Here is a 24,871-nt window from a genome sequence, read left to right on the forward strand (position 1 = left end):
TCCCTTGACGTCCCGGTCGGCGGGGCCGGGATTGGCCCTTGCTAGCCGCTTCCCGGGGCGGGAGCGAGAGCCGAAATGTTGATGGATATAACCCTAGGGAATAGCCCCCTGGAAGACATTGGCCGCCTCCTGGCTCACGCAATCGCAGAAACAGCGCAGGGCCGGGGTGGGGGGCCGGTCCGAGGCGGTGGTGATCGCGATCCGGGCGGGCCGGATCGGAGGCCGGATGTCGAGCGCCCGGATCCGCCACTGGGCCAGCGTCTGTTCCAGAAGCAGGCCGGGGTAGGTGCAGAGGAAATCGCTGTCCTGCACCATGGCGAGCACGGAGGAGATGGATTCCGACGTCACCCGCGCCACGGGCGGGTTCAGCCCGCGCGAGGTGAAATGGCGCTGGAGATAGGGCAGCCTCGCCTGCGTGCCGATCATCAGCCAGTCGCCCTCGACCAGCTGGGCGAGGTCGGTGCAGCTGCGCCAGCGCGAGCTCTCGCCGGTGATGACCGAGACGGGGGTCTCGACGAGGAAGGCGACCGAGAGGCCCGCGACGTCCTTGCCCTGCGGCTCGGGCCCGATGACGAGGTCGACGACCCCGTCGCGGACGGGCCCGAAGGCCATGGGCTCATGCCCGCCGGTGATCTGCACATGCACCTTGGGAAAGCGCTTGCGGAACCGCTTGATGGCGCCCGCGATCAGGCGGTTGGCGGCCAGCGGCGAGACGGTGACCGTGATCCGGCCGGTGCCCTCGCCGCGGCGCTGGTCGATCTCTTCCTGCATGCGCCGCATCTCGGCCTGGATGACGCCGGCGCGGTGCAGGATCGCGCGGCCGTCCTCGGTGGCCACCACGCCCGAGGGGGCGCGCTGGAAGATGGCGACGCCCAGCTCGGCCTCGGCCTGGCGCAGCGCCTTGGTCACGGCGGGCTGGGTCCGGCCCAGCTGTTTCGACGCGGCCCGGATCGACCCGGCGCGGTCGATCGCGAGGATCATCTCGATGTGCTGGAGTTTCAGCATGGGCGCGCTCCGGAGGGGTGATGCCTGCAGGTTATCGCATCAAACCTTCCGGCGCATCCCCGCGCCGTCGACATGACGCGCATTGAAGTTCCCGCGATCTGCGGCCCTGCGGCGGTCTCCCGCGCAGGCGTGGGCGCGGTTCCGGCAGAGGATCGCCGGGCGGGCCGGGGGGCGGTTGCGGCGACGGGACGGGTGGTTAGCTCTTTGCACGAGCGGCGGCGCTGCCTGCGCCGCTTCCTCTCAAACAGGCATCCGGAGGATGACATGACGACACTGACTTCCAAGCTGCTTCGCGGCTCGATCATCGCGGGCCTCGCGCTCGCCCCCGTCTCGGCGCTCGCGCAGGAGACCACCGCGCCCGAGGCCGACGCCACCCCGCAGGCCGCGCCCGAGATGACGTCGCCGGACACCGGGGCGGAAGAGTTCAGCGAAGCGCAGCTCGAGAGCTTCATCGACGCGACGGTGAAGATCCAGGAGCTGCGCACCGAATTCATGCCGCAGATCGAGGCGGCCGAGACCGAGGAGGACGCGCAGGCCCTGGCCGAGCAGGCGCAGACCGAGATGCAGAATGCGGTCGAGGACACCGAGGGCCTCGATGTGGCGACCTACAACCAGATCGGCCAGGCGGCCCAGTCCGATCAGGAGCTGAACGCGCGCCTCGTCGCGATGCTGCAGGACCGCGCGCCCCAGCCCGGCACCGCGCCCGCGCCCAGCGACGAGGGCTGAGGACATCCTCCCCCCCGCCGGGGTGAATGCCCGGCACCGGAACGCCGTCCCCTCGGGGGCGGCGTTTCTCTTGTGCGGAGGCGGGTCAGCCCGAGCCGATCAGAACCCCCGCCGCGAAGACCAGCGCCCCGCCCAGCACGACCTGGAAGGCGGCGCGGAAGAACGGCGTCTCCATGTAGCGGTTCTGGATCCAGGCAATCGCCCAGAGTTCGAGGAAGACGACGATGAAGGCAGTGATCGTCGCGGTCCAGAAATCGGGGATCAGGTAGGGCAGGGCATGGCCCAGCCCGCCGACCGTCGTCATCACGCCCGAGGCCAGACCCCGTTTCACCGGAGAGCCCCGCCCGGACAATTCGCCGTCGTCCGAGGCGGCCTCGGTGAAGCCCATCGAGATGCCCGCGCCGACGGAGGCGGCGAGCCCGACGAGGAAGGTCGTCCATGTGTCCTGCGTCGCGAAGGCCGTGGCGAAGATCGGCGCGAGGGTCGAGACCGAGCCGTCCATCAGCCCCGCAAGCCCCGGCTGCACCCATGTCAGGACGAACTGGCGGTGGGCGGAGCGGTTCTCGGCCGCACGGGCGTCGTCGTCCAGATGCGCTTCGGCCAGCGCATTCGCGTGCCGCTGGTGCCCCGCCTCGGCGGCGGCGAGATCGCCCAGCAGGGCCCGGGTCGCGGGATCGCTGCTGCGCTGCGCGGCGATGTGGTAGAAGTGCTCCGCGTCATGTTCCATCGCCTCGGCCTCGGCGCGGATGCGCTCGATCCCGAGGTTCTCGACCAGCCAGACCGGGCGCCTCGCGTAATAGCCCGCCACATGCTCGCGCCGGATCAGCGGGATGGTGCCCCCGAAGCGCGATTCGAACAGGGCGATCAGGCGCCTGCGGTGTTCGTCCTCCTCGGTCGCCATGCCGTCGAAGACGGCGGCGGTATCGGGGAAGTCGGACCTCAGCCGTTCGGCATAGCTGCGGTAGATGCGGGCGTCGTCCTCTTCGGACGAGATGGCGAGCGCGAGCACCTCCTTCTCGGAGAGGTCGCGGAAATGCCGGCGTTGCGTGAAGAAGCGCATCTGGGCCTCTTGTTTAGAATGGTTCTAAGCCATACCTAGCGAGGCAGGCACCCCACGGCAAGACTTCCTGACATTCTGCCGGCGCGATGCTTGCCGGAACTGAACAGTTCTGTTTAACGTTGTGTCAGGAGGAGTTATCGGAGACTTCCATGAACGCCCATGACACGGCCATCCGCCGGGGCCGCAAGTTCGAGCAGGTGCTGGAGGGCGCACGCGAAGTCTTCCTCGCCGAGGGCTTCGAGGGCGCGGGCGTGGACGAGATCGCCCGCAAGGCGGGCGTGTCGAAGGCGACGCTGTACTCCTACTTCCCCGACAAGCGCCTGCTGTTCTTCGAGGTCGCCAAGCGCGAATGCATGAAGCTCTCGGAAGACGCGATGGAGCTGATGAACACGCCGAAGCCGGTGCGCGACGTGCTCGAGATCGCGGCCCACCGACTGCTCGAGTTCTTCAATTCCGACCTGTCGATCAACGTCTTCCGGGTCTGTATCGCGGAATGCGAACGCTTCCCCGAGCTGGCGCAGGAATTCTACCGCAACGGGCCCGCGCTCGGACGGGCGCGGCTGGTGGAGTTCCTCGATCGCGCCCGCGCGCGCGGGCAGCTTGAGATCGACGACGTGGAGATGGCGGCCGACCAGTTCGCCGAGCTCTGCAAGTCGCGTGTCTTCACCGACCGGATCCTCGGGATCCGGGGAGAGTTCGCCGACAACGAGCTGGCGATGATCGCGGGCGAGGCGGTCGAGACCTTCATGAGCCGCTACGGCCGGTCCGACTGACCGCGCCGGTCAGTCGAGGCGACGCACCATCATCTGGTTGCCCGAGCCCTTGCGGGTCTCGAAGGCCTTGAGCTCCTGCACGAGGTCGGAAAGCTTCCGCTTGCCGTAGGACCGGGTGTCGAAATCCGGGTTCTCGGCGGTGATGTACTGGCCGACCTGGCCCAGCGGATACCATTCGTCGTCGCTTTCGATCCGGTCCATCGCCCGGCGGATCAGCGGCACCGCCTCGATCGGCTTCATCTTGCCCTGCGGCTTCTCGGCGCCGGTCTCCTTCTCGGGTTCCTCGGCGATGTTCTCGATCAGGACGAAGCGGTTGCAGACGTTGCGCAGGCTTTCCGGCGCCTTCGCCTCGCCGATGCCGATCACGTCGAGCCCCTGTTCCCGGATGCGGTTGGCAAGCGCCGTGAAGTCGCTGTCGGAGGAGACCAGCACGAAGCCGTCGAAGCGGCCGGTGTGCAGGATGTCCATCGCGTCGATCACCAGCCCGATGTCGCTGGCGTTCTTGCCCTTGGTGTTCGCCGTCTCCTGATGCGCCACGAGGCCCAGCGACCGGGTCTGTTCCGCCCAGGGGCGCAGCCGTTCGGCCGACCAGTCGCCGTAGACCCGGCGCAGGGCGGGCTCCCCGAAGCGCGTCACCTCCTTGAGCACCGCCGCGGCATGGCGGGCGGGGATGTTGTCGGCGTCGATCAGGACGGCATAGAGCGGGCGGCTGTCGGGCATGGGGTCTCCTTCGGTTTGGCCCCTCCTATCCCGCGGGGCGGCGATTGCATAGGGTGCGCGCACCGGGCGCGCCCCGGAGGAAGGATAGGCGGGAGAATGGCACAGACAATCGCGCATATGGCGCTGGTGGTTCGCGACTACGACGAGGCGATCGCCTTCTACACCGGGGTGCTGGGCTTCGAGCTGGTCGAGGACACCTACCAGCCCGAGCAGGACAAGAGATGGGTCGTGGTGCGTCCCTCGGGCGGCGGCGCTTCGCTGCTGCTGGCCCGCGCGTCCTCGGACCGGCAGGCGGCCTTCATCGGCGACCAGGCGGGCGGGCGCGTGTTCCTGTTCCTGCAGACGGACGATTTCTGGCGGGATTACCGCAGCTACCTGGCCCGCGGCGTGCAGTTCGAGCGCGCGCCGAAAGAGGCGCCCTACGGCACCGTCGCGGTCTTCCGCGATCTCTACGGCACTCTCTGGGACCTCGTGGAGTTCTCGGACGGCCCTCAGCGCCCCGAAAGCGCGGCGGCCAGCGTGTCGTAGACCAGCCGGATGCGGCGCGAGGAATGCAGCTCCCGGTGGGTGACCAGCCAGACCGGGACCTGCACCACCGCGAGGTCGGGCAGGATCGCCTCGATCCCCGGCGTACGGGCCGCGATGTCGTCGGCCATGATGCCGATGCCCAGCCCCTCGCGCACCAGCGCCCAGTAGGCGAGGCCGCTGTCGGTGGAATGGGTGATCTGGGCCGGCGCGACGGGGATGCCGCGCAGGCCCAGCTGGCGGGCGTAATCCTCGGCCGGACCCATGGCGATGAAGCTGGCGCGGGCGAGATCGGCGAGAGAGGCGGGCCGGCCGATGCGGTCGAGGTAGCCGGGGGTCGCGTACATCCGCGCCGTGCCCTCGGCGACCAGCCGCGCGGTCAGGTCCCCCTGGGTCGGCCGGACGTGGCGCAGCGCGATGTCGGCCTCGCGCCGGGTCAGGTCCTGCAGGTCGTTCGAGGCGATCAGCCGGATGCGGATCTCGGGCGCGGTCCGGGCGAGCGCGGCGAGGATCGGCGGCAGGGTGTAGGTCGCCATCATGTCCGAGGCGGTGACCGAGACCTCGCCCGCGATCTCCTCGGACCGGCCGGTGGCGGCCAGCGAGAACCGGGTGGCGGCCTCCTCCATCGTGCGGACATGGACCATCAGCTCGCGCCCCGCCTGCGTCAGGACGAGCCCGCGCCCCACCCGGTCGAAGAGCTGCACGCCGAGGCGGTCCTCCAGCGCCGCGATCTGGCGCCCGAGGGTCGGCTGGGTCTGGCCGAGCTGACGTGCGGCGGCCGAGAGCGATCCGGTCTCGGCGGTGGCGAGGAAGGCGCGGGCCTGGTTCCAGTCGAAGGCGGCGGCGGGCGAATTCATGCGTCCTTGTATAACGCAGATGCAAATGCAGGCAATTCGTATGCGTTCCCGTTTGGCGTAAGGTGGCGCCAACGCGGATACGGAGAGATGGAATGATCGGAGCGGAAAAATTCTGGGACGGGATGGCCACGCGCTACGCGGCGCGCCCGATTCCCGACATGGCGGCCTACGACGCGACGCTGGAGCGGGTGGCGGCCTATCTCGGGCCGAACGACCGGGTGCTCGAACTGGGCTGCGGGCCGGGGACCACGCCGATCCGGCTGGCGCCCCTGGTCCGGCACTACGAGGCGACGGACATCTCGCGCGAGCTGCTGGCGATTGCCGGAGAGCGCGCGCGGGAGGCGGGGGTGGGCAACCTCGCCTTCCGGCAGGCGCGGCTGGAGGACGATTTCGGAGACGGGGCGTATGACGCGGCCATGGCGTTCAACGTGCTGCACCTGGCCGCCGATCCGGAGGCCGCGTTGCGGACCATGGCCCGCAGCGTGCGGGCGGGCGGGTATGTCATCACCAAGTCGGCCTGCCTGAAGGACGGGCAGGGCTGGCTGCGCCCGGTGCTCTGGGTGATGCAACGCCTCGGCAAGGCGCCGGATGTGCGTTTCATGTCGAGCGCGGAGCTCGACGCGATCCACGAGGCGGCGGGGCTGAAGATCGTCGAGACCGGCTGGTATTCCCGCAAGGCCGGCGCGCGGTTCGTGGTGGCGCAGAAGCACGACCAGCTGCCGGGCTGAAACCCGGCCTGCCGCCGCGCGGGGATCGCGGTCTTTCTTCCGAAAGCGCAAGAACGATGCAGGCCGGGCTTGAGCCCGGCCTCTGTCCTGCGGTCTTCGCGATGTGTGGACCTCAGCGTCTCGAGGCGAGCTCGTCGAGCAGCCGGGTCACCAGGAGGGCGCCGCCCGCGAAGACGAGCGACCGGCCCACGCTGTCCGACAGGTTGTCGGGGGCGATTTTCGACACGCCCTCGCGCGACTTGCGCGCGGCGCGGCGCCAGCCGTGGGTCGCGCTGTCGTCGTGCAGCGGCGCGGGTTCGGGAATCCGCAGCGCGCCCGGCTTCATCCGCCACAGGACGGCACCGGCCGCAAGCAGGCCGACGCCGAGCGCGACGGGCAGCAGCCGCTCGGCGGTGTCGGGGCGGTCGAGCTTGTTCAGCAGCGGAATGCTGTCACGGTTCGGCACGGGCAGCTTGGTCTTCATCGGGTCTCTCCGTCGCGTCAGGGTCGGGTATGAAACCTCCGGCGGGCGCGCCCGGTTCCAACCCGGCCCGTGCGCCTGCGCGCGGCAGGCCGGCACGGGACAGACCGCGCCGGCGACGGACGCCGGCGCGGTCCGGGTTCAGTACAGGACGACCGAGCGGATGCTCTCGCCCGCATGCATCAGGTCGAAGCCCTTGTTGATGTCCTCGAGCGGCATGGTGTGGGTGATCATCGGGTCGATCTCGATCTTGCCGTCCATGTACCAGTCGACGATCTTCGGCACGTCGGTCCGGCCCCTGGCGCCGCCGAAGGCGGTGCCTTTCCAGACCCGGCCCGTCACCAGCTGGAAGGGGCGTGTCGCGATCTCGGCGCCCGCGGGCGCCACGCCGATGATGATCGACTCGCCCCAGCCCCGGTGCGCGCATTCCAGCGCCTGCCGCATCACCTTCACGTTGCCGGTGCAGTCGAAGGTATAGTCGGCTCCGCCGATCAGGTCGCCCCGGCGCTTCGTGAGGTTCACGAGGTAGGGGACAATGTCCTCACCGATCTCGGAGGGGTTCACGAAGTGGGTCATCCCGAACTTCTCGCCCCATTCCTTCTTGGAATTGTTCAGATCCACCCCGATGATCATGTCCGCACCCGCGAGGCGGAGGCCCTGGATCACGTTCAGCCCGATCCCGCCGAGGCCGAAGACAACGGCCGTCGCGCCCTCTTCCACTTTCGCGGTGTTGATCACCGCGCCGATGCCGGTGGTGACGCCGCAGCCGATGTAGCAGATCTTGTCGAAGGGCGCGTCCTCGCGGACCTTGGCCAGCGCGATCTCGGGCAGGACGGTGTGGTTCGCGAAGGTCGAGCAGCCCATGTAATGCAGGATCGGGTCGCCATCGAGCGTCGAGAAGCGCGAGGTGCCGTCGGGCATCAGCCCCTGGCCCTGGGTCGAGCGGATCGAGGTGCAGAGGTTGGTCTTCCCGGAGGTGCAGGAATAGCACTCGCGGCATTCCGGGGTGTAGAGCGGGATCACGTGATCGCCGGGCTTGAGGCTCTTCACGCCCTCGCCGACCTCGACCACGACGCCCGCGCCCTCGTGGCCGAGGATCGCGGGGAACAGACCCTCGGGATCGGCGCCCGAGAGGGTGAATTCGTCGGTGTGGCAGATGCCGGTGGCCTTCACTTCGACCAGCACCTCGCCGGCGCGCGGGCCTTCGAGGTTCACGTCCATGATTTCAAGCGGTTTTCCGGCTTGCGTGGCGACGGCTGCACGGGTGCGCATGGGGATGTCCCTCCTGATGAGTTTGGCGGGGACCGTGGGCGAAAGGCGCCGGTTTTGCAATCCCGAAGGCGCCGCTCTGGACAGGGTTTCGGCAAAGGCGGAAGCTGCCCGCAACGCGTGTTACAGAACAGGAGATTTCGCCATGAAGATGACCCTCGGGGGCGCGCTCGCCCTCATGGCCCTCGCGGGATGCGAGACGACCACGACCACGGTGTCGCAGCCGGCCGATTGCGGCGCGGCGGCGATGCAGGTCTACCTCGGCCAGACGTTCACGCAGAGCATGATCCCTCCGGGGGCGGAGCCGGTGCGGGTCGGCGGTCCGACGACCGCGATGACGGCCGATTTCAACCCGAACCGGCTGACCGTCCTTCTGGATGGCGAAGGCAAGCTCGAAGAGGCGAAGTGCCAGTAGGCTTGCCTTCGGCATGAGCATGTCCCATATTCGGGATGATTTTCCGGATATGGGATTCGCCTCTTGGACGACCTCACCACGCGCCTGGCCGACAGGCTCCGCACCCTGCGGCGTGATCGGGGGCTGACCCTCGACGCGCTTGCCGGGCGGAGCGGGGTGAGCCGCGGCACCCTCTCGCGCATCGAGACCGGAGAGACCTCGCCCACGGCCGAGGTCCTCGGCCGGCTCGGTGCCGCCTACGGCCTGCCGATCTCGCGCCTGATGCGGATGGTGGAGGACGCCGCGCCGCCGCTCGTCCGCGCCGCCGAGCAGGAGATCTGGGAGGATGCCGCGAGCGGATTCCTCCGCCGCGATGTCTCGCCCCCCGCCGAGGCGCTTTCCGGCCATGTCATCGAGGGGCGGCTGCGCCCCGGCGCCGTGCTGCGCTACGAGACGCCGCCGGTCCGGGCGCTCGAGCATCACCTCGTCCTGCGCGAGGGCGGGCTGGTGATGGAGGTCTCGGGCACCCTCTACCGCCTGGAACCGGGGGATTGCCTGCGCTACCGGCTCGACGGGCCGACGGCGTTCCGCGCGGGGCCCGAGGGCGCGGCCTACCTGTTGTTCATGTTGTGAAGGAGGTGGTCGTGGAGATCATCGAGATTGCACCGGCCGGTTATGCCGATCGGATCGAGGGGCTGACGGAGGTTCTGCACGCCTGCGTCCACGCGGGCGCCAGCGTCAACTTCATCCTGCCCTTCCCGCCGGAGGAGGCGCGCGCCTTCTGGACCGGCAAGGTCGCCCGCGCGATGGAGGGCGGCAAGCGGCGGCTCTGGATCGCCGAGGAGGACGGGCGCGTCGCGGGCTGCGTGATGCTCGACTGGGATACCGCGCCCAACCAGGAACACCGGGCCGAGGTGACGAAGCTGCTGGTGCATCCCGATTTCCGGGGGCGGGGCCTGGCGCACCGGCTGATGGCGGCGCTGGTCGGGGCGGCGCGCGGGATGGGCAAGCGGCTGGTGACGCTCGACACCACCACGGGCAGCATCGCCGAGGGGGTCTATGCCCGGGCGGGTTTCGTCCCGGCGGGCAGCATCCCGAACTTCGCGCGCCATCCGGTCGAGGACCGGCTGGAGGGGACCACCTACATGTACCTGGCGCTCTGATGGGGCCGCTCTGATGGGACCGCTCTGATGGGACCGGGGCCGTTCTTCGCGCTGGCCGTCCTGGCGGGGGCGCTGGTGGCCGCGCAGGGGCCGATCTATGCGCGGATGGCGCAGGCGCTCGGCGGGCCGGTGCAGGCGGCGCTGACGGCCTTCGTCTCGGCGGCCTGCGTGCTGGTGGTGCTGGCGTCCCTCGGCGGCGTGCTGCCGCGCGCGGCGGAGCTCCGGGCGCTGCCGCTCTGGGTCTGGGCCGGGGGCGTGCTGGGGATCATGGTGGTCGCGATCTCGACCCTCGCCGTGCCGAGGCTGGGCGCCGCGGGCTATCTCGTGGCGCTGGTCGCGGGGCAGATGCTGGCCGGCGCGCTCTATGACCGGGCGGGGGCGTTCGGCCTGCCGCAGAGGACGCCCTCGGCGCTGAACCTCGCGGGGCTCGCGCTGGTCGTCGCGGGGGCGCTGCTGGCGACGTGGCGGCGCGGGTGATTGACCTGTGGCGCGGCTTTCGCTAGGTCGCGGCCTTCCTAGACGGCGGAGGCATTCATGGCGCGCAGGAAGAAGGGTCGCGACATTTCCGGCTGGCTGGTGGTGGACAAGCCCGCGGGCTTGACCTCGACCGCGGTCGTGAACAAGGTCAAATGGGCCTTCGAGGCCAACAAGGCGGGCCATGCGGGCACGCTCGACCCGGATGCGACCGGCGTGCTGGCCGTGGCGCTCGGCGAGGCGACGAAGACCGTTCCCTACATCACCGACGCGCTGAAATGCTACGAGTTCACCGTCCGGCTGGGGCAGGCGACCAACACCGACGACGCCGAGGGCGAGGTGACGGGCGAAAGCGACCTGCGCCCCTCGGAGGACGAGATCAAGGAAGCGCTGCAGGGCTTCGTTGGCGAGATCATGCAAGTCCCGCCGAAGTTCTCGGCCGTGAAGATCGACGGGGAACGCGCCTACAAGCGCGCCCGGGACGACGAGGAGTTCGAGATCGCCGCCCGTCCGCTCTGGGTCGAGAGCCTGATCCTGATGGACCGCCCCGACGCCGACCAAATCGTGCTCGAGATGGTCTGCGGCAAGGGCGGCTATGTCCGCTCCATCGCGCGCGATCTCGGGGAAAAGCTGGGCTGCCTCGGGCATGTGCTGAAGCTGCGCCGCGTCTGGTCGGGGCCCTTCGAGGCCGCCGAGGGGATGACCTTCGAGCAGATCGAGGCGCTGGCCCGCACGCCCGAGCTGGACGAACGGCTCCTGCCGGTCGAGGCTGGGCTTCAGGACCTGACCGAGGTGAAGGCCACCGACGCGGGCGCGACCCGTCTGAGGAACGGCAATCCGGGGCAGGTCATCGCCCATGACGTCGAGTTCGGCGAAGAGGTCTGGGCGAGCCATGACGGCAAGCCGGTCGCGGTCGGCCAGTATCGGGGCGGAGAGCTGCACCCCTCCCGCGTCTTCAACCTGTGACCGCGGCCCTCGTCGAGAGGACCCACGCGGCCCATGGCCTCCGCTCCCGCGCCGTCTATTCCGACTGCGGCGCCTACCGCTACCTGCTGGAACGGGAATGGGACGCCGGGACGGGCCGGATGGCCTTCGTCATGCTGAACCCCTCGACCGCGTCCGAGCTTGCCAATGATCCGACGGTCGAGCGCTGCGAGCGCCGGGCGCGGGCCATGGGCTTCGCGGCCTTCCGGGTGGTGAACCTCTTTGCCTACCGTGCCACCGTGCCCGCCGACCTGCGCCAGGCCGCGGCGCCCGAGGGGCCGGGCAATGACGCCGCGCTCGAGGCGGCCTGCGACTGGGCCGACCTCGTGCTCGCGGCATGGGGCGTGCATGGCGCGCATCGCGGCGCCGGTCCGGCGCTGGCGCAGCGGCTGCGCGGGCGGGGACGGGCGCTGCATCACCTCGGGCTAACCCGGGACGGCCACCCGCGCCATCCGCTCTACGTGCCCTACCGCGTGGTCCCGCAGCCCTGGGTCTGAGCCCTTAACCAGTTCGGCCGGATGGTTTTGACCGCCTGAGCCGCCGCGTGGGATCATCGGACCTCTCGCGCAGGGGGCTCACATGTTCATGCTGGCCGGATTGATGGGCATGATGCTCTTCGGGGCGTCGGTCTTCGTCGGTATCAAGCCGTCGGAGGACAGCGAGGACGAGCCGCCCCCCGAGCTGGAGGAGGACGGCGCCATCGCCGCCGGCAGCGGGCTGGAGGATCTGCTGTTCGGCACGCCGGGCGGCGACCAGATCGGCGGCTACGGCGGCGCCGACACCATCGCGGCCGGGCCGGGCGACGATCAGGCGCTCGGGCAGGACGGGGCCGATGCGCTGGCGGGCGAGGCGGGACGCGACACGCTCTGGGGCGGCGACGGCAACGACACGCTCGACGGCGGTTCGGGCGACGACACGCTCTTCGGGATGCTGGGCGACGACCTTCTGCAGGGCGGCGCGGGCGATGACAGCGCGCATGGCGGCGACGGCGCCGACAGCCTCTCGGGCGGGACGGGCGACGATGCGCTGCACGGCAACCTCGGGAACGACACGCTCGACGGCGGGGCAGGGGCGGACACGCTCTTCGGTGGCTGGGGCGACGACGTGGTCTCGGGGCTGGACGGGTCCGCCGATTACCTGAACGGCGGCGGCGGGGACGACACGATCCGCGCCGGGGCAGCGGACGTGGTGACCGGCGGAGAGGGGCGCGACGTCATCCTGCTGGACGGGGAGGGGATCGCGGGCGAGGCGGCCGAGATCATGGATTTCCAGCCGGGGGAAGACAGCCTGCTGATCCTCTACGACGACACCCTCGGCGCGGTGCCGGGGGTCGAGATCGTCTCGGTCGCCGGACAGGTGCACCACGTGCTGGTCGACGGCGCCCTCTGCGCGAGCCTCACCGGACCGGGGGCGCCGGGGCTGGAGAACATCGCGCTCGTGGCACAGAGCCGGGTCGCGCCCTGACCCCGCGCGTGACAGGGCTGGGGGTGCCAGCGGGGCCGGAGGGCGGAGATTCCCCCTTTCCTTCGCGACCCGGATCCCTTATGTGCCCGCAATCCGTCGCGCCCGATGCGTGGCGGCCCCTCCATGGACCCTGCTGGACGACATCCCGGCTTGCGCCCGAAACCCTTTGAACAGGAGACCCCGATGTCGATCACTGCCGAAGAAAAAACCCGCCTGATGAAGGAATACGCGACCAAGGAAGGCGACACCGGGTCGCCGGAAGTCCAGGTTGCGATCCTTACCAGCCGCATCACCACCCTCACCGAGCACTTCAAGGTGCACAAGAAGGACAACCACGGCCGCCGTGGCCTTCTGATGATGGTGGCACAGCGCCGCAAGCTGCTGGACTACCTCAAGGGCAAGGACGAGGGCCGCTACCAGGACCTCATCAAGCGCCTCGGCATCCGCCGCTGAGCCTGTCCGGTCTGCAAGACCCCGAAGCGCGCCCCCGGGCGCGCTTTTTCGTTTTCGGGCCTCCTCGACCGCGTTTCATGCCGATTCCCTTATGTTAACGCGCATCGAGATCTCTTTTCTCGCGTCATGATTGCACTATCTGTTGACTGACTGACGGGTCGGCCAGCGCGAGGAGGAGGTGTCATGCCCTATGCCCGTTCTGTTGCGGGATACGATCTGGAAGCCCATTCGGGCGGGCTTATACTGCGGGCACGGAGCGGATCGACCGAGCATCGCCTCGACCGCGTGTCCGGCCTCGTCTACACGTTCTGCGACGGGCGGACCTCGAACTGCGAGATCGCGGGATATCTGGCCATGATCCTCGGCGACGCTGCGCCCGGCCCCAGGGAGATGGACCGGATCATCACCCGCCTGAGCCTGTTGGGACTGGTCGAGGTGCAGCCCTCCGCCTCTGCCGCCTGACCGTCCGGAACCTTGAAAACAGGCGCGCTGACGCCCAGGTAAACCATCAGGCCGCCCGTGACGGGCGCGGACCACGGACCGCGCCGCGCGGCGCGTGACAAACGGTTTCCAAAACCCATGGATTCATGTATGGCGGCGCAATCTGAGACGTGACGCTTCAGCCCCCGGCGTTGTGCGAGAGGATTGGGGGCGGCGGCAATGGGGCCGCCATGCAAATGGGAGACCCGGGAGGGCCCGGGAGTGCTCCCCTACAGGATACGCTAGATGTTCAACGTTACGAAGAAATCGATGGAGTGGGGCGACGAAACCCTCACTCTTGAGACGGGCAAGATTGCCCGTCAGGCAGATGGCACCGTCATCGCCACGCTGGGCGAAACCAGCGTCATGGCGAACGTGACCTTCGCCAAGGAACCGAAGCCGGGTCAGGACTTCTTCCCGCTGACGGTCCACTACCAGGAAAAATACTACGCCGCCGGTAAAGTGCCGGGCGGCTTCTTCAAGCGCGAGGCACGGCCGACCGAGAAGGAAACGCTGACCGCGCGCCTGATCGACCGTCCGATCCGCCCGCTGTTCGTCCCCGGCTTCAAGAACGAAGTGCTCGTGATGTGCACCGTGCTGAGCCACGACCTCGTCAACGACCCCGACATCGTCGCGATGATCGCGGCCTCCGCGGCGCTGACCATCTCGGGCGCGCCCTTCCGGGGCCCGATCGCGGGCTGCCGCGTCGGCTATGTCGACGGCGAATACGTGCTGAACCCCGATGTCGAGGACATGCACAAGCTGCGCGAGAACCCCGAGCAGCGGCTCGACCTCGTGGTCGCGGGCACCCGTGACGCGGTGATGATGGTCGAATCCGAAGCCTACGAGCTGACCGAGGCCGAGATGCTGGGCGCCGTGACCTTCGCGCATGACCAGATCAAGCCGGTCGTCGACCTGATCATCAGCCTTGCCGAAGACGCCGCGAAAGAGCCCTTCGACTTCTCGCCCCCGGATTACTCGGCGCTCTACGACGCCGTGAAAGCCGCCGGCGAGGACAAGATGCGCGCCGCCTACGCGATCACCGACAAGCAGGAGCGCACCGCCGCGGTCGCCGCCGCCAAGGCCGACATCAAGGCTGCGCTGAGCGAAGAGCAGCTGGAAGACGCGAACCTCGGGTCCGCGCTGAAGAAGCTGGAATCGAGCGTGCTGCGCGGCGACGTCGTCAAGAACGGCAAGCGGATCGACGGCCGCCGGACCGACGAGGTCCGTCCGATCGTCTGCGAAACCGGCCTGCTGCCGCGGACCCACGGCTCGGCGCTGTTCACCCGGGGCGAGACGCAGGGCCTCGTGGTCACGACGCTCGGCACCGGCGACGACGAGCAGATGATCGACGCGCTGAACGGCACCTACAAGTCGAACTTCCTGCTGCACTACAACTTCCCGCCGTACTCGGTCGGTGAAGTGGGCCGCGTCGGCTCTCCCGGCCGCCGCGAGATCGGCCACGGCAAGCTCGCATGGCGCGCGCTGCAGGCCGTGCTGCCGGCGGCGACCGACTTCCCCTACACGATCCGCGTCGTGTCGGAGATCACCGAGTCGAACGGCTCCTCCTCGATGGCCTCCGTCTGCGGCGGCTCGCTGTCGATGATGGACGCGGGCGTGCCGCTGAAATCGGCGGTCGCCGGTGTGGCCATGGGCCTCGTGCTGGAAGACGACGGCGATTACGCCATCCTGACCGACATCCTCGGCGACGAGGATCACCTCGGCGACATGGACTTCAAGGTCGCGGGCACCGAGAACGGCATCACCTCGCTCCAGATGGACATCAAGGTGGCCGGGATCACCCCCGAGATCATGGAGAAGGCCCTCGCGCAGGCGAAGGACGGCCGGATGCACATCCTGGGCGAGATGAACAAGGCGCTTTCGGGTGCCGGTGCGTTCTCGGCCCACGCGCCGCGCATCGAGACGATGCAGGTCCCGACCGACAAGATCCGCGAAGTGATCGGCTCGGGCGGCAAGGTGATCCGCGAGATCGTCGAGGTTTCGGGCGCCAAGGTCGACATCAACGACGACGGCGTCATCAAGATCGCCTCGCCGAATGGCGACGCCATCCAGAAGGCCTATGACATGATCTATTCGATCGTGGCAGAGCCCGAGGAAGGCCACATCTACAAGGGCAAGGTCGTGAAGATCGTCGATTTCGGCGCCTTCGTGAACTTCTTCGGCAAGCGCGACGGCCTCGTGCATGTGTCGCAGATCGAGAACCGCCGCCTGAACCATCCGTCGGACGTGCTGAAGGAAGGCCAGGAGGTCTGGGTCAAGCTCCTGGGCTTCGACGACCGCGGCAAGGTCCGCCTGTCGATGAAGGTCGTCGACCAGGAGACCGGCCAGGAAGCCGAGAAGGAAGAGACCGCGGAGTGATCCGCTCTCTTCCCCGAGACAGGAGGCCCCGCGGCAACGCGGGGCCTTTTCCTTTGCGCCGTCCACGGGACGTCGCCCGGGGGGCGCCCGCAAGGGGCATCGAGCCCCTCGCGGGCGCGGCCTGCGGCCCCTGCGCCCGGAAGGTCGAGGCCGGGGCCGGCGGTCAGGCCGGGATGCCTCCGGCGGGAGTATTTCCGGAAAGATGAAGCGGGACGCTCGTCCGGCAGCGGCGGCCGGGCTCCCGCCCGGCATGCGCTGCGGTTCAGGCCTCGGGGTCGGGGCCGACGGCGATGCCCTCGCCGGGTTTCGCCTTGTGCTCGGGCTCGACGTGGATCGTGACCCTGGCATCCTCGATCTCGTCCTGCAGCGCGCCCTCGATCCGGTCGCAGATCTCGTGCGCCTCGAAGACCGAGGTCTCGCCGGGGACCACCAGGTGGAAGTCGATGAAGGTGGCCTTGCCGGCGTGGCGGGTGCGCAGGTCATGCGCCTCGACCGCGCCCCGGGCCTCGGCCGCGATCACGTCGCGCACGACGGCGAGGGTGGAGTCGGAGACCGCCTCGTCCATCAGGCCGCTGAGCGAACTGCGGATCAGCAGGCCGCCGGACCACAGGATGTTGAGCGCCACGAGCGCCGCCATCAACGGGTCGAGGATCCACCAGCCGGTGGCCCAGGCCAGCGATATGCCCGCCGCGACCCCGGCCGAGGTCAGAACGTCCGCGTAGAGGTGCCGCCCGTCCGCCACCAGCGCGGGCGAGCGCTCGCGCCGCCCGGCGCGCAGCAGGACCTGGCACCAGACCGCATTGACCGCCGTGGCCCCGAGGGTGACGAGAAGCCCCCAGAGCGGGGCGTCGATCACCCGGGGGGTGCGGAGGGCCGACCAGGCCTCGTGCAGGATCAGCAGGGCGGCGGCGACGATCAGCAGGCCCTCGAGCACGGCGCTGAAGAACTCGGCCTTGTGGTGCCCGTAGGGGTGGTTGGCGTCGGCGGGCAGCGCGGCCACCCGGATCGCGATCAGCGCGGCGACGGCGGTCGCCACGTTGACGATGCTCTCGAGCGCATCGGAGAGCAGCGCGACCGAGCCCGTCAGCCACCAGGCCAGCGTCTTCAGCCCGAGGACGAGGAGGCCCACGAGGATCGAGGCGACGGCGGTTCTGAGCGTGGACGACATGGGCCGTGCCTTTCGGGGGGAAGGGCAGCCCTGAATAGGCGGCGGGGCGGCGGAGCGCAACCCACTGTGTTTGCTAGTGAAAATCACTCGCAAATGGGGGCGGCCCGCAACCGCGGGCGGGCAGCGGAGGCGCCTGGGATTGCAGGGCTTTCCGCCCGCGCTGCCCGTCCCGCGGTGCGGCGGAAGGTGTGCCGTCAGTCCCCGGCGGGCTGGGGCTCGGCTGCCTTTTCCGCCTCGGCCACGTCGGTGCAGCCGAGGAACATGCAGCCCTGGGCGCCGAGCGCCTCGCCCGCGGTGCAGGCCAGGCGCGCCTCGCGCGCGGCGGTGCGGATGGTCTCGCCCTCGGCGGCGTATCCGGCGCCGTTGGACTGGAACGGACCGACGTTGCCCTCGCTGTCCGACTGGCCCGGGATGCCGCCGGTGAAGGTGCAGGTGAAGGGGGTGGCCCCGGCGGTGGTGGCGCCGAGCAGGAGGATCGCCGTGGCGGCGACGCGGGACATGTGACGCATGGAGCTGTCCTGAGAAAACCGCGGCGCGTCCCGTCGCGCGGGGCCGCCGCGCGCCGAGTCGGTAGGCATCTCCTGACTCTGCGTCAAGATGGCCATGCCATTCGACATGTATGAGACAGGCGGGGCCGGTCCTCGGCCGCGCAACCGCCGGGTTGACGCGGGCGGCGGGGTGGCGATGCTGCGGAGAGGCGGAGGAGAGGCGCATGTATCACGAGGGACAGATCAGCTATGAACCGGTGCCCCTGCCGGACCGTCGCGAGATGGACGACGCGGAGATGGCGGCGGCGGCGGAGGCCTTCCTGTCGCTGATGAAGGGCCGCCACAGCGTGCGGGACTTCGACACCCGCCCGGTGGCGCAGGAGGTGATCGCGCGCTGCGTCGAGACCGCGGGCCGGGCCCCCTCGGGCGCCAACCACCAGCCGTGGCATTTCGTGGCCATCGCCGATCCGGCGATGAAGGCCGAGATCCGCGGGGCGGCCGAGTCCGAGGAGGAGAAGTTCTACGCGGGCGGGGCCGGGGACGCATGGCTCAAGGCGCTCGAACCGATCGGGACGGGTGTCTCGAAGCCGCATCTCGAGGCTGCGCCGTGGCTGATCGTCGTCTTCGCGCAGCGCTACGGGGTGACGAAGGAGGGCACGCGGTACAAGAACTACTACGTGCCGGAGAGCGTCGGGATCGCGACCGGGTTCCTGATCGCCGCGCTGCACAACGCGGGGCTGTCGGCGCTGACCCATACGCCGAACCCGATGCGGTTCCTGAACGGCCTCTGCGACCGGCCCGAGAGCGAGAAGCCGGTGATGATCCTCGCCGTCGGGCATCCGGCGGAGGGCGCGACGGTGCCGGCGGTGGCGAAGATCAAGAAGCCGCTGGAGGAGATCCTGACGGTGCGGGCATGAATGATGGCCGGTCGCCTGTGCGACCGGCGGGGGGAAGGGGGGCGCTGCCCCCCTCTTGCGCGGCAGGCCGCGCAATTCACCCCCCGGGATATGAAACCAGAGGAAGATGGGGCGTGGTGCGGGCGGGACCGTCGCGCGCGCGCCCCCGGAAAGGAACGAGCGATGAAGGTGATTTCGGAAAACCGGTGTTTCGGGGGCGTGCAGGGGGTCTATGCGCATGAGAGCGACGCGACCGCCTGCGAGATGACCTTCGGGCTCTTCCTGCCCGAGGAGGCGCGCGAGGGGCCGGTGCCTCTGCTGTGGTATCTCTCGGGGCTGACCTGCACCCACGAGAATGCCATGGTGAAGGCGGGCGCGCAGGGCTGGGCCGCGGAACAGGGGATCGCGCTGGTCTTTCCCGACACGTCGCCGCGCGGCGAGGGGGTGGCGGATCACGATGATTTCGACATGGGGCAGGGGGCCGGGTTCTACGTGAACGCGACCGAGGCCCCCTGGGCGCCGCATTTCCGGATGTGGGATTACGTGGCCGAGGATCTGCCCGACCTGCTCGCCCGCGATTTCGCGCTCGACATGGAGCGGCAGGCGATCACCGGGCATTCGATGGGCGGACACGGGGCGCTGACGCTGGCGATGACCTATCCGGAGCGCTACCGCTCGGTCTCGGCCTTCGCGCCGATCTGCAACCCCACGCGCGGGGATTGGGGGCGAAAGCAGCTCTCGGCCTATCTCGGTGAGGATGAGGCGGCGTGGCGGGCGCATGACGCGAGCCTGCTGATGGCCGAGAAGGGCTTTGCCGGGCCGGTGCTGGTGGACCAGGGCGGGGACGACCAGTTCCTTGACCTGCTGAAGCCGGAGACGCTGTTCGAGGCGGCGGCCAGGCGGCGGCAGGAGGGGAGCTTCCGGATCCAGAAGGGGTATGACCACAGCTATTTCTTCGTCTCCACCTTCATGGAGGAGCACCTGGGCTTCCATGCGGAGGCGCTCTACGCGTGACGGTGCTCTACATCGACGCCGATGCCTGCCCGGTGAAGGAGGAGGCCGAGCGGGTCGCCACCCGCCACCGGGTGCGGATGCTGCTGGTCTCGAACGGCGGCATCCGGCCTTCGCGCAATCCGCTGGTGGAGATCGTCGTGGTGCCCGAGGGGCCCGATGCGGCGGACATGTGGATCGCGGAGCGGGCGGGCCCGGGAGACGTGGTGGTGACGCAGGACATCCCGCTCGCCGCGCGCTGCGTCGAGGGGGGCGCACGGGTGCTGAAGCCCAATGGCGAGGCGCTGGACGCGCGCAACGTCGGCCAGGCGCTGGCGGTCAGGGACCTGATGACCGACCTGCGGGCGGCGGACCCGTTCCGGCAGGGGGGCGGGAAGGCGTTCTCGAAGGCGGATCGGTCGCGGTTTCTCGATGCGCTGGAGCGCGAGGTCCGGGCGGGCCTGCGTCAGGGCTGATCCGGGTCGAGGGGCCAGGAGAGGCGCTCCTCGGTGTGGAAATTGCCTTCGATCTCGATCCGCGCCGGGTCGTCGAGGAGGGCCGCATGGAAATGCGTCTCTCCGGGCCAGCGGGTCGACCGGAAGGCGAGCTGCGATCCGCAGGTCGGGCAGAAGTGGCGGGTGACGCCGGGGCTCGAATGGTAGGTGGCGGGCGTCGCCCCGGTCCAGCGCCACGCCCCGTCCGCGACGCCTGCGAAGGTGGTCATCATCGAGGCCGTCGCCCGGCGGCAGCTCTCGTAATGGCAATGGCCGGTCCATTTCGGCGGAGCCGCGAAGGCGAAGCGGCAGGCGCCGCAGAGGCAATGCCCGGTGAGCGTCATGGCGCGGGCTCCGGCTGCGCCACGGTGCGGGTGAAGGTGACCGAGGTCGGCCGGTCGTAGCCCGCGTGTGCGGTCCGGCCGGTCTCGGCAAAGCCGAGCCGGGTGAAGGCGGCGTGGTTCTCGGTCAGCTCGACCCGGGTCTGCAGCACCAGCGCGGGCAGACCGAGCGCACGGGCGCGGGCGTCGGCATGGGCGAGCATCAGCCGGGCGATGCCACGGCCGCGCTGGTCCTCGGCCACGGCGAGCTTGCCGAGGTAGAGATGCCCGGGCCTCGGCGTCAGCACCATGCAGGCCACGGGTGCGGGATCGAGGAGCGCCCAGAGCTCCTTCCTGCGGGCCTCCTCGGCGAAGGTCGAGGGCGTCATCCTGCGCAGCGAGGACGGCGGGTCGATCCGGTCCTCCATATAGGCGAAGGCCGTGCTCAGCAGGCGGTGGATGGCCTGCATGTCGTCGTCTGGGGTGAGGCGGACCGGCTGCATCCCCAAAGGTATAGCGGGAACCGCGGGCCGGGAAAGGGCTACAGGGAACGCGGCCCGCCTGCGAAGTGCCTTCCGCTTCCTCTTGCCGAAAATATCCCCGCCGGAGGCATCGCCCGGGGCGGGCTCGATGCCCGCCCCGGGCGACCCCCGGGCGACGGGCAGCGCCCGGCGCACAGCGGGCGAGGCGGGCGCAGGACGTCGATGATCCGCCGGCCGGGGACCGGCTCAGATCAGCGCCGCGATCCGCGCCCTCGCGGAATTCGATCGCGGGATCCAGAGGGAGCGGTCGATGGCCTCCTGCAGCCGCTCGGCGATCTCGCGGAGGGCGGCGGGGTTATGCTCCGCGATGAAGCTGCGCGTGTCGACGTCCTCCAGGAAGGCCGCCTCGACGAGGTCGAAATGGTGGGTCTGCACCGCGCCCGTGGTGGCGGCGAAGGCGAAGAGGTAGTCGACCGTGGCGGCGATCTCGAAGGCGCCCTTGTAGCCGTGGCGCTTCACCCCGGCGATCCATTTCGGGTTCACCACGCGGGAGCGGACGACGCGGGAGATCTCCTCGTCGAGCGTCCGGATGACCGGGCGTTCGGGGCGGGAATGGTCGTTGTGGTAGATCGGCACGTCGCGGTCCTGGAGCGTGTGGATCGCCGCCGCGGCGCCGCCTTCGAACTGGTAGTAATCGTCGGAATCGAGCAGGTCGTTCTCCCGGTTGTCCTGGTTCTGGACGATGGCCTCGGCCTGTTTCAGCCGCGTCTCGAAACCCGCGCGGTCCGGGATGCCCTCTTCCTCGGCGGCATAGGCGTAGGACCCCCAGGTCAGGTAGGCTTCGCCAAGATCGGCCTTCTCCGCCCAGAGCCGTTCGTCGATCAGCGCCTGCAGCCCCGCGCCGTAGGCGCCGGGCTTTGCGCCGTAGACGCGGGCCGCGGGTTCGCCCGCCCGGGCGCGGGCGGCGGCGGGGTTCATGTCCTGCGGTTCGTCGAGGGCCTGCACGGCGCGGGCCGCGCGGTCGACGAGGGCGATGAGCTGGGGGAAGGCGTCGCGGAAGAAGCCCGAGATGCGGAGCGTGACGTCGACGCGGGGCCGGTCGAGGACCCCGAGGGGCAGGATCTCGAAACCGGTGACGCGGCGGTTGGCGCTGTCCCATTGCGGCTTCACGCCCATGAGCGCGAGGGCCTGCGCGATGTCGTCGCCCCCGGTGCGCATGTTGGCGGTGCCCCATGCGGTCAGCAGGAGCGCGCGCGGCCAGTCGCCATGGGTCTGGAGGTGTTTCTCGATCAGCAGGTTCGCGGATTTCCAGCCCAGCGTCCAGGCGGTCGGCGTCGGCACCGCGCGGCTGTCGACCGAGTAGAAGTTGCGCCCCGTCGGGAGGGTGTCCAGACGTCCCCGCGTGGGCGCGCCGGAGGGCGCCGGGGCGACGAAGTGCCCTGCAAGGGCGGTGAGGAGGCCCGCCCCCTCCGAGGGGCCGCAGGCGGCGAGGGTGGGGCGGATCCGCGTCTCGATGGTCTCGAGCACGGCGGTGCTCGCCGGTCCTTGCGCAGGCATGTCGCCCGCGATCAGCGCGGAGGCCAGGAGCTCCAGGCGCTCGACCGTATCGCCGTGGCTGCGCCAGGGCGAGGGGTCGATCCCGGCGAGGACCTCCGGGCGCGGCCCGGTCCAGCGGGCGGCCATGTCGCAGTCGAGCGGGTCGAAGGCAAGCGAAAGGTCGGCGGCGAGCGCGCGCGGGAGCGAGGCATCGGGGCCGGAGCCGTCCGCGCGCGGGATGCGGGTCAGGGCCTGCAGGAGGTCGCGTTCGAGGCGCTCCGTGGGAGACCGTCCGAAGACATGCAGGCCGTCGCGGATCTGGGCCTCCTTCAGCTCGCAGAGGAAGGCGTCGAGCTTCGCGAGGTCGGTCTCGGTGTCCTCGCCCGTCAGGCCTGCGTCCCGGTCCAGGCCGGTGGCGGCGGTGAGGCTCAGGATCTCCTTCCGGAGGTGCGTGATGCGGCGCGGATCGACGCCGGCGGCCTCGTAATATTCGTCGACGAGGGCTTCGAGGTCGCGCATCGGCCCGTAGCTTTCCGCGCGGGTGAGCGGCGGGGTGAGGTGGTCGACGATCACCGCCTGCGCCCGGCGCTTTGCCTGCGTGCCCTCGCCGGGGTCGTTGACGATGAACGGATAGACATGGGGCATCGGCCCGAGCACGGCCTCGGGCAGGCAGGTCCCGGACAGCGCCAGCGCCTTGCCGGGGAGCCATTCGAGGTTGCCGTGCTTGCCCATGTGCACGATCGCCTGCGCGCCGAAGACCTCGCGCAGCCAGATGTAGAAGGCGAGGTAGTTGTGCGGCGGGACGAGGTCCGGGGAATGGTAGGTCTCGGTCGGGTCGATGTTGTAGCCGCGCGCGGGCTGGAGGCCGACGACGACGTTGCCGTGGGTCAGGACGGAGAGCTTGAAGGCCGCTTCGGGCGCGTCCGGAGAGCGGCCCTCCGGGGGGAGTATTTCGGGAAAGATGAAGGGGTCGGCTTCGGGCTGGCCCCAGCGGTCGGTGATGCGTTGCTTCACCTCCCAGGGCAGGGCGTTGAAATGTGCGAGATAGGTCGAGAGGGGAAGGGCGACGCCGCCCTGCCTTTCCGCGCGGTCGGTGAGCCAGTTGGTGGGGCCTGCAAGGATCGCCTGCATCAGGGCGTCGCTGGTCTCGGGGGGGTTCTCGACGCTGTAGCCCTCGGCGGCGAGGAGGCGGAGGGCCTCCACCGTCGAGGCGGGGGTGTCGAGCCCGACGCCGTTGGCAAGGCGTCCGTCCTTGTTCGGGTAATTGGCGAGGACGAGGGCGATCCTGCGCTCCGCTGCGGGGGTGTGGCGCAGGCTGCACCAGCGGCGGGTCAGTTCGGCCACGAAGGTGATCCGGTCGCCGCGTGCGCGGTAGGTCGCGATCGGGCACTGGGTGGCGTCGTCGAAATAGGCCTCGTCCTTGAAGCTGATCGCGCGGGTGAGGACGCGGCCATCGACCTCCGGCAGGGCCACGTTCATCGCGATGTCGCGGGCGGAGAGGCCGGTGAGGCCCTGCTCCCAAGCCTCTTCCGCGCCGCCGGAGAGGACGATCTGGAAGACCGGCGCCCCGTTGGCGAAGGGGGCGGCGAGCGGGTTCTCGGCGCCGTCGCCATGGGGGGAGCCGGTGGCGAAGGCGGTGGCGTTGAGGATCGCGGAGGGCGGAGCTTCGGTGAAGAGGTGCTCGAGCGTGGCGGTGGAGACCGGGTCCTTCAGGGAGGCGACGAAGACCGGCAGGGGCGCGAGGCCGGCGCGGAGGAGGGCCTTGGTGAGACGGTTGATCGGGTTGAGCCCGGCGCCCTGAACGAGGGCGCGGTAGAAGATCACCGGCACGACCGGCGCGCCTTCGGGCCATTGCGCGCGGAGGTCGGCGAGGCTCGGGGCGGCGGCGCCCGGCCAGTAGAGCCCCGCGCGGAGGAGCGGCCTGGGGGCGGCGGGGGCCTCGGTGCCCTCCAGCATGTGCGCGGTGTGGCGCAGGAAGTTGGCGGCGTTCTCGGGCCCGCCCTCGACGAGATAGGACCACAGACGGTCGTAATCCGCATCGGTGACGGTCGAGAGCGCGCGCAGCTCGGCGTCGGGCTTGTCGTCGCCCGGCAGCAGCGCCAGCGGGATGCCCGCGGCGTGCAGGCGCGCGGCGTATTGCTCGACCCCGTAGCGCCAGTAGCCGGAGCCGCCGAGGATGCGGGCGACGACGAGGCGGGCACGCCCGGCGCATTGGTCGAGGTGCAGGTCGACCGACATCGGGTGCCGCAGATGCGCGAGGTTGGCCAGGCGCAGGGTCGGGGCGGTGTCCAGCGACGCGCGCGCCTCGGAGAGCGCGGCGAGCTCGGTGTCGGCGGCGGAGATCACCACCACGTCGGCCGGGGTCTGGTTCAGATCGACGGGTTCCTGTCCGTCGTCATGGGAACCGGGGGTGGCGGCGAGGAGGTGCATCGGGTCGGGCCTTGGCGCTTGCGGAGGGTTCGGGAGCCTCCGGCGGGAGTATTTCGGGAAAGATGAAGACGGGCCGGGAGGAGCCGGAGAGCCTTGCGCCGGCCTGGAGGGCGGGCGCCACCGGCGGGGCCTTGTCTGGCCAGGTGCGGGGGC

General features: G+C 70.0%; 28 protein-coding genes. 17 read left to right on the forward strand and 11 right to left on the reverse strand.

Annotated features, from left to right (window positions below):
* Window positions 1-93 precede the first annotated feature (93 nt).
* Window positions 94-1,005: a LysR family transcriptional regulator gene (locus Q344_RS0116140; RefSeq protein WP_028287660.1), complete on the reverse strand. Its 912-nt coding sequence runs from the start codon at window positions 1,003-1,005 to the stop codon at window positions 94-96.
* A 264-nt stretch (window positions 1,006-1,269) separates the two neighbouring features.
* Between Q344_RS0116140 and Q344_RS0116145 the strand changes: the two genes are divergently transcribed.
* A complete protein-coding gene (locus Q344_RS0116145) occupies window positions 1,270-1,731 on the forward strand; it encodes a DUF4168 domain-containing protein (RefSeq protein ID WP_028287661.1) in 462 nt (153 codons plus the stop codon).
* 85 nt (window positions 1,732-1,816) lie between these two features.
* Here Q344_RS0116145 and mbfA read toward each other — a convergent pair whose 3' ends face one another.
* Window positions 1,817-2,791 carry an iron exporter MbfA gene (gene mbfA, locus Q344_RS0116150; protein WP_028287662.1) on the reverse strand — a complete coding sequence of 325 codons (975 nt, stop codon included), beginning with the start codon at window positions 2,789-2,791 and terminating at the stop codon, window positions 1,817-1,819.
* A 149-nt stretch (window positions 2,792-2,940) separates the two neighbouring features.
* Here mbfA and Q344_RS0116155 point away from each other — a divergent pair, with 149 nt between their 5' ends.
* A complete protein-coding gene (locus Q344_RS0116155) occupies window positions 2,941-3,564 on the forward strand; it encodes a TetR/AcrR family transcriptional regulator (RefSeq protein ID WP_028287663.1) in 624 nt (207 codons plus the stop codon).
* 9 nt (window positions 3,565-3,573) lie between these two features.
* Here the strand turns inward: Q344_RS0116155 and Q344_RS0116160 are convergent, their stop codons facing one another.
* Complete coding sequence (locus Q344_RS0116160; protein WP_028287664.1) at window positions 3,574-4,284, reverse strand: NYN domain-containing protein; 711 nt, start codon at window positions 4,282-4,284, stop codon at window positions 3,574-3,576.
* A gap of 96 nt (window positions 4,285-4,380) precedes the next feature.
* On the opposite strand from Q344_RS0116160, the gene Q344_RS0116165 reads away from it, so the two are divergent.
* Window positions 4,381-4,812, forward strand: a complete 432-nt coding sequence (locus Q344_RS0116165) for a VOC family protein (RefSeq protein ID WP_028287665.1) — start codon at window positions 4,381-4,383, stop codon at window positions 4,810-4,812.
* Here Q344_RS0116165 and Q344_RS0116170 read toward each other — a convergent pair.
* Window positions 4,776-5,666 carry a LysR family transcriptional regulator gene (locus Q344_RS0116170; RefSeq protein ID WP_028287666.1) on the reverse strand — a complete coding sequence of 297 codons (891 nt, stop codon included), beginning with the start codon at window positions 5,664-5,666 and terminating at the stop codon, window positions 4,776-4,778. The two genes, Q344_RS0116165 and Q344_RS0116170, sit on opposite strands and share 37 nt — an antisense overlap.
* Window positions 5,667-5,758: 92 nt before the next feature.
* Between Q344_RS0116170 and Q344_RS0116175 the strand changes: the two genes are divergently transcribed.
* Entirely contained in the window at window positions 5,759-6,394 is a 636-nt protein-coding gene (locus tag Q344_RS0116175) for a class I SAM-dependent methyltransferase (protein WP_028287667.1), read from the forward strand.
* 112 nt (window positions 6,395-6,506) lie between these two features.
* Here the strand turns inward: Q344_RS0116175 and Q344_RS0116180 are convergent, their stop codons facing one another.
* Together Q344_RS0116180 and Q344_RS0116185 are read right to left on the reverse strand one after the other, a co-directional pair.
* Entirely contained in the window at window positions 6,507-6,857 is a 351-nt protein-coding gene (locus tag Q344_RS0116180) for a hypothetical protein (protein ID WP_036539367.1), read from the reverse strand.
* A gap of 138 nt (window positions 6,858-6,995) precedes the next feature.
* The gene (locus tag Q344_RS0116185) at window positions 6,996-8,126 is read right to left on the reverse strand and encodes an S-(hydroxymethyl)glutathione dehydrogenase/class III alcohol dehydrogenase (RefSeq protein WP_028287669.1); all 1,131 of its coding nucleotides are present in this window, start codon (window positions 8,124-8,126) and stop codon (window positions 6,996-6,998) included.
* A 142-nt stretch (window positions 8,127-8,268) separates the two neighbouring features.
* Between Q344_RS0116185 and Q344_RS26390 the strand changes: the two genes are divergently transcribed.
* The 10 genes from Q344_RS26390 (at window position 8,269) to pnp (ending at window position 15,914) form a co-directional block, all read left to right on the forward strand.
* Window positions 8,269-8,538 (forward strand): I78 family peptidase inhibitor, encoded by a 270-nt coding sequence (locus Q344_RS26390; RefSeq protein ID WP_028287670.1) that lies wholly within the window; start codon window positions 8,269-8,271, stop codon window positions 8,536-8,538.
* A 63-nt stretch (window positions 8,539-8,601) separates the two neighbouring features.
* On the forward strand, window positions 8,602-9,150 hold the full coding sequence (locus Q344_RS0116195; protein WP_028287671.1) for an XRE family transcriptional regulator: 549 nt from the start codon (window positions 8,602-8,604) through the stop codon (window positions 9,148-9,150).
* A gap of 11 nt (window positions 9,151-9,161) precedes the next feature.
* A complete protein-coding gene (locus Q344_RS0116200) occupies window positions 9,162-9,680 on the forward strand; it encodes a GNAT family N-acetyltransferase (RefSeq protein ID WP_028287672.1) in 519 nt (172 codons plus the stop codon).
* Between the two features lie 27 nt (window positions 9,681-9,707).
* The gene (locus tag Q344_RS0116205; RefSeq protein ID WP_028287673.1) at window positions 9,708-10,157 is read left to right on the forward strand and encodes a DMT family transporter; all 450 of its coding nucleotides are present in this window, start codon (window positions 9,708-9,710) and stop codon (window positions 10,155-10,157) included.
* A gap of 57 nt (window positions 10,158-10,214) precedes the next feature.
* Window positions 10,215-11,120 carry a tRNA pseudouridine(55) synthase TruB gene (gene truB, locus Q344_RS0116210; RefSeq protein WP_028287674.1) on the forward strand — a complete coding sequence of 302 codons (906 nt, stop codon included), beginning with the start codon at window positions 10,215-10,217 and terminating at the stop codon, window positions 11,118-11,120.
* On the forward strand, window positions 11,117-11,635 hold the full coding sequence (locus tag Q344_RS0116215; RefSeq protein WP_028287675.1) for a DUF1643 domain-containing protein: 519 nt from the start codon (window positions 11,117-11,119) through the stop codon (window positions 11,633-11,635). The genes truB and Q344_RS0116215 overlap by 4 nt, the downstream gene beginning before the upstream one ends.
* An 82-nt stretch (window positions 11,636-11,717) precedes the next feature.
* Window positions 11,718-12,602 carry a calcium-binding protein gene (locus tag Q344_RS0116220; RefSeq protein ID WP_028287676.1) on the forward strand — a complete coding sequence of 295 codons (885 nt, stop codon included), beginning with the start codon at window positions 11,718-11,720 and terminating at the stop codon, window positions 12,600-12,602.
* Window positions 12,603-12,785: 183 nt separating this feature from the next.
* The gene (rpsO, locus tag Q344_RS0116225; RefSeq protein ID WP_028287677.1) at window positions 12,786-13,055 is read left to right on the forward strand and encodes a 30S ribosomal protein S15; all 270 of its coding nucleotides are present in this window, start codon (window positions 12,786-12,788) and stop codon (window positions 13,053-13,055) included.
* 183 nt (window positions 13,056-13,238) lie between these two features.
* Window positions 13,239-13,517: a hypothetical protein gene (locus tag Q344_RS0116230; protein ID WP_028287678.1), complete on the forward strand. Its 279-nt coding sequence runs from the start codon at window positions 13,239-13,241 to the stop codon at window positions 13,515-13,517.
* A gap of 264 nt (window positions 13,518-13,781) precedes the next feature.
* Entirely contained in the window at window positions 13,782-15,914 is a 2,133-nt protein-coding gene (gene pnp / locus Q344_RS0116235; RefSeq protein WP_028287679.1) for a polyribonucleotide nucleotidyltransferase, read from the forward strand.
* 262 nt (window positions 15,915-16,176) lie between these two features.
* Here the strand turns inward: pnp and Q344_RS0116240 are convergent, their stop codons facing one another.
* On the reverse strand, window positions 16,177-17,082 hold the full coding sequence (locus tag Q344_RS0116240) for a cation diffusion facilitator family transporter (RefSeq protein WP_028287680.1): 906 nt from the start codon (window positions 17,080-17,082) through the stop codon (window positions 16,177-16,179).
* Between the two features lie 194 nt (window positions 17,083-17,276).
* Window positions 17,277-17,591, reverse strand: coding sequence for a hypothetical protein (locus Q344_RS0116245; protein WP_028287681.1), 315 nt, complete (start codon window positions 17,589-17,591; stop codon window positions 17,277-17,279).
* 203 nt (window positions 17,592-17,794) lie between these two features.
* Between Q344_RS0116245 and Q344_RS0116250 the strand changes: the two genes are divergently transcribed.
* The 3 genes from Q344_RS0116250 (at window position 17,795) to Q344_RS0116260 (ending at window position 19,932) form a co-directional block, all read left to right on the forward strand.
* On the forward strand, window positions 17,795-18,487 hold the full coding sequence (locus tag Q344_RS0116250; RefSeq protein WP_028287682.1) for a nitroreductase family protein: 693 nt from the start codon (window positions 17,795-17,797) through the stop codon (window positions 18,485-18,487).
* Between the two features lie 162 nt (window positions 18,488-18,649).
* A complete protein-coding gene (gene fghA / locus Q344_RS0116255; RefSeq protein WP_028287683.1) occupies window positions 18,650-19,480 on the forward strand; it encodes an S-formylglutathione hydrolase in 831 nt (276 codons plus the stop codon).
* Window positions 19,477-19,932, forward strand: coding sequence for a YaiI/YqxD family protein (locus Q344_RS0116260; RefSeq protein ID WP_028287684.1), 456 nt, complete (start codon window positions 19,477-19,479; stop codon window positions 19,930-19,932). The genes fghA and Q344_RS0116260 overlap by 4 nt, the downstream gene beginning before the upstream one ends.
* On the opposite strand, the gene Q344_RS24220 is transcribed toward Q344_RS0116260, so the two are convergent.
* The 3 genes from Q344_RS24220 to cobN all read right to left on the reverse strand — a co-directional run bounded on the left by Q344_RS24220 (window position 19,923) and on the right by cobN (window position 24,718).
* Complete coding sequence (locus Q344_RS24220) at window positions 19,923-20,294, reverse strand: GFA family protein (RefSeq protein WP_036539378.1); 372 nt, start codon at window positions 20,292-20,294, stop codon at window positions 19,923-19,925. The two genes, Q344_RS0116260 and Q344_RS24220, sit on opposite strands and share 10 nt — an antisense overlap.
* Window positions 20,291-20,773 carry a GNAT family N-acetyltransferase gene (locus tag Q344_RS0116270; RefSeq protein ID WP_028287685.1) on the reverse strand — a complete coding sequence of 161 codons (483 nt, stop codon included), beginning with the start codon at window positions 20,771-20,773 and terminating at the stop codon, window positions 20,291-20,293. Before Q344_RS0116270 ends, Q344_RS24220 begins: the two co-directional genes overlap by 4 nt.
* Window positions 20,774-20,998: 225 nt before the next feature.
* On the reverse strand, window positions 20,999-24,718 hold the full coding sequence (cobN, locus tag Q344_RS0116275; protein WP_028287686.1) for a cobaltochelatase subunit CobN: 3,720 nt from the start codon (window positions 24,716-24,718) through the stop codon (window positions 20,999-21,001).
* Window positions 24,719-24,871 lie beyond the last annotated feature (153 nt).

It is taken from the genome of Pseudooceanicola nanhaiensis DSM 18065 (genome assembly GCF_000688295.1).
Classification (GTDB): Bacteria; Pseudomonadota; Alphaproteobacteria; order Rhodobacterales; family Rhodobacteraceae; genus Pseudooceanicola; species Pseudooceanicola nanhaiensis.

What these genes read in the sequence shown, in the direction of transcription:
- Q344_RS0116140 (WP_028287660.1), bottom strand. Translation starts at nt 1,005, where the DNA reads ATGCTGAAACTCCAGCACATCGAGATGATCCTCGCGATCGACCGCGCC.
- Q344_RS0116145 (WP_028287661.1), top strand. Translation starts at nt 1,270, where the DNA reads ATGACGACACTGACTTCCAAGCTGCTTCGCGGCTCGATCATCGCGGGC.
- mbfA (WP_028287662.1), bottom strand. Translation starts at nt 2,791, where the DNA reads ATGCGCTTCTTCACGCAACGCCGGCATTTCCGCGACCTCTCCGAGAAG.
- Q344_RS0116155 (WP_028287663.1), top strand. Translation starts at nt 2,941, where the DNA reads ATGAACGCCCATGACACGGCCATCCGCCGGGGCCGCAAGTTCGAGCAG.
- Q344_RS0116160 (WP_028287664.1), bottom strand. Translation starts at nt 4,284, where the DNA reads ATGCCCGACAGCCGCCCGCTCTATGCCGTCCTGATCGACGCCGACAAC.
- Q344_RS0116165 (WP_028287665.1), top strand. Translation starts at nt 4,381, where the DNA reads ATGGCACAGACAATCGCGCATATGGCGCTGGTGGTTCGCGACTACGAC.
- Q344_RS0116170 (WP_028287666.1), bottom strand. Translation starts at nt 5,666, where the DNA reads ATGAATTCGCCCGCCGCCGCCTTCGACTGGAACCAGGCCCGCGCCTTC.
- Q344_RS0116175 (WP_028287667.1), top strand. Translation starts at nt 5,759, where the DNA reads ATGATCGGAGCGGAAAAATTCTGGGACGGGATGGCCACGCGCTACGCG.
- Q344_RS0116180 (WP_036539367.1), bottom strand. Translation starts at nt 6,857, where the DNA reads ATGAAGACCAAGCTGCCCGTGCCGAACCGTGACAGCATTCCGCTGCTG.
- Q344_RS0116185 (WP_028287669.1), bottom strand. Translation starts at nt 8,126, where the DNA reads ATGCGCACCCGTGCAGCCGTCGCCACGCAAGCCGGAAAACCGCTTGAA.
- Q344_RS26390 (WP_028287670.1), top strand. Translation starts at nt 8,269, where the DNA reads ATGAAGATGACCCTCGGGGGCGCGCTCGCCCTCATGGCCCTCGCGGGA.
- Q344_RS0116205 (WP_028287673.1), top strand. Translation starts at nt 9,708, where the DNA reads ATGGGACCGGGGCCGTTCTTCGCGCTGGCCGTCCTGGCGGGGGCGCTG.
- truB (WP_028287674.1), top strand. Translation starts at nt 10,215, where the DNA reads ATGGCGCGCAGGAAGAAGGGTCGCGACATTTCCGGCTGGCTGGTGGTG.
- Q344_RS0116220 (WP_028287676.1), top strand. Translation starts at nt 11,718, where the DNA reads ATGTTCATGCTGGCCGGATTGATGGGCATGATGCTCTTCGGGGCGTCG.
- rpsO (WP_028287677.1), top strand. Translation starts at nt 12,786, where the DNA reads ATGTCGATCACTGCCGAAGAAAAAACCCGCCTGATGAAGGAATACGCG.
- Q344_RS0116230 (WP_028287678.1), top strand. Translation starts at nt 13,239, where the DNA reads ATGCCCTATGCCCGTTCTGTTGCGGGATACGATCTGGAAGCCCATTCG.
- pnp (WP_028287679.1), top strand. Translation starts at nt 13,782, where the DNA reads ATGTTCAACGTTACGAAGAAATCGATGGAGTGGGGCGACGAAACCCTC.
- Q344_RS0116240 (WP_028287680.1), bottom strand. Translation starts at nt 17,082, where the DNA reads ATGTCGTCCACGCTCAGAACCGCCGTCGCCTCGATCCTCGTGGGCCTC.
- Q344_RS0116245 (WP_028287681.1), bottom strand. Translation starts at nt 17,591, where the DNA reads ATGCGTCACATGTCCCGCGTCGCCGCCACGGCGATCCTCCTGCTCGGC.
- Q344_RS0116250 (WP_028287682.1), top strand. Translation starts at nt 17,795, where the DNA reads ATGTATCACGAGGGACAGATCAGCTATGAACCGGTGCCCCTGCCGGAC.
- fghA (WP_028287683.1), top strand. Translation starts at nt 18,650, where the DNA reads ATGAAGGTGATTTCGGAAAACCGGTGTTTCGGGGGCGTGCAGGGGGTC.
- Q344_RS24220 (WP_036539378.1), bottom strand. Translation starts at nt 20,294, where the DNA reads ATGACGCTCACCGGGCATTGCCTCTGCGGCGCCTGCCGCTTCGCCTTC.
- Q344_RS0116270 (WP_028287685.1), bottom strand. Translation starts at nt 20,773, where the DNA reads ATGCAGCCGGTCCGCCTCACCCCAGACGACGACATGCAGGCCATCCAC.
- cobN (WP_028287686.1), bottom strand. Translation starts at nt 24,718, where the DNA reads ATGCACCTCCTCGCCGCCACCCCCGGTTCCCATGACGACGGACAGGAA.